Source organism: Streptomyces boncukensis (assembly GCF_011045075.1).
GTDB lineage: Bacteria > Actinomycetota > Actinomycetes > Streptomycetales > Streptomycetaceae > Streptomyces > Streptomyces boncukensis.
Map to the genome: position 1 here is coordinate 1 of NZ_JAAKZZ010000864.1, position 1887 is coordinate 1887.

The following is a 1887-nucleotide window of genomic DNA, read 5'->3' on the forward strand; positions in this document are numbered from 1 at the left end:
CGGAGCACCCGGAGCGCCCGCGGCGCCGGCGCCCGCCGGAGCCCCCGGACCCGCCACAGCCCCCGCGGGCTGGCCGCCGGGGGCCACGCCGTGCTCGTGCACCGCGCCGGTGTAGCCCGCGACGCGGGCGAGCAGCGAGGCGACGTCCCGCAGCCGCGCCGCGCGCCCCGTGCCGATGTTGACGATGCCCTGCGCGGCGGAGAGCGAGGCGGCGTGCACGGCACGGGCGACGTCCCGCACGTCCACGAAGTCGCGCTGCACCCCGAGCCCGTTCAGCTTCAGCTCGCTGTCCCCCTGCTGCATGGTCCGCCGCATCGCCTCTGCGAGCCGCCCCAGCGGCGAACCGGCGGGCGTGCCGGGCCCGATGGGCGAGAACACCCGCAGCACCACCGCGTCCAGCCCGGAGGCGGTGACCAGCTCCGTACCGGCGAGCTTGCTCACCCCGTACGGGCCGCCGGGGCGCGGCACCGCGTCCTCGCCGGTGGACGAACCGGCCTGGGAGGGGCCGTACTCGGCGGCACAGCCCAGGTGCACCAGGCGCGCACCGCAGCCGCTGCGGCGGAGCGACTCGCAGACGGTGGCGACGGACACCACGTTGTGCCGGATCAGCTCCCGGCCACCGCCCCGGGTGGCGCCCGCGCAGTTGATGACGACCCCCGGGTGCACCGCGTCCAGGAACCGCGTCAGCGCTCCCGGGCTGCCGGTGGACAGGTCGAACCGTACGTCCGCCTCGTCGCTCCGGCCGAGCGCCGTGAGCTGTACAGCGGGGTCGGCCAGCAGCCGGTCCGCGACGAACCGGCCCAGATAGCCGGAGGCTCCCAGCAGCAGCACTCTCATCGCACGCCCTCCCGTTCCGCGGGCCGGGCGCTGGACGGACGGGGTGGACGGAGCGAACGGAGCGAACGGAGCGGACGGGATGCCGACGTCACGCGTGGTCGCGTCAGGTGGAGGAAATCAGCGGTGGTCATGCGGGGTTGCTCCTTCTCGGTGTTCCACGGTCGCGTACGCGGGCCCGGGGCGGGGCCGCGCACGGAAGGCGGTGCGGAGGGTCAAGCGGGCGCGGCGGCCCGGTGGTGCGCCGAGGCGCCCGCCAGCACGCGCAGGGCGTACGCCAGCAGGCCGAGCTCCGCGACGGCGCAGGCCAGGGCGGGCGCGGCGGGCGCCGTCCAGACGCCCCCGGCAACCGGAGCGGCGGACGGTACGGCGAGCGGTGCGGCGAACACGGCGGCGGACAGCAGCGCGCAGGCAGCGGCGAGCCCCGTCGCGGCGGCGGTCCCGAAGCCGTGCGCGGTCAGCAGCAGGGCGGTGAACAGCAGCACCCCCAGCGCCGCCACCGCGAACAGCGAGCCGTCACCGGCCACCGCGCGCGCGGCGAACAGGGCGCCCAGCAGCACACAGCCGAACAGCGCGACGGCCGCGGCCAGCAGCGGACGTACGCCGGCGGCGAACTCCTCCAGACTGGCGCTGCCGGCGAGCCTGCGGCGGGCCCGTACGGCGAACCAGCGGGCGCACCAGACCGCGGGCGCGACGCCGAGGGACAGTCCCAGCACCGCACCGGACACGCCGAAGGCCGCGTGCGTCCCCGGCGGACGGCCGGAGAACAGCACCAGCCCGGTCAGCAGGCACGCCCACAGGGCGACGGCGCGGGCACGCGGCAGCGGGAGGGCACGCAGCGCGCAGGGCACTGCCATCAGCACGGTGACAGCGCCCGCGACCGCGACGGTGTGCCGCAGGGAGGGCGACGCGTCCCGGGTCAGCGCGAGCGCACCGAGAGCCACGGAGCACAGCGCTGCGGGCAGCAGCGGCAGCGCCCCGCGGGCGGCGAACCGCTGCGCGGCGGATGCGCGCACCCGGCCGCACCGCTGCCCCGGTTCCGCTCCCCCCGCC

At 77.6% G+C, this 1887-nt stretch carries 2 protein-coding genes; both read right to left on the reverse strand.

Annotated features, from left to right (window positions below; translation table 11 throughout):
• Positions 1 to 837 (reverse strand): SDR family oxidoreductase (locus G5C65_RS36470; protein ID WP_241266316.1); only part of this gene is annotated, 837 nt, incomplete at its 3' end.
• A 212-nt stretch (positions 838 to 1049) separates the two neighbouring features.
• The coding region (locus G5C65_RS36475) for a hypothetical protein (RefSeq protein WP_206442671.1) at positions 1050 to 1887 on the reverse strand (838 nt) is incomplete at its 5' end.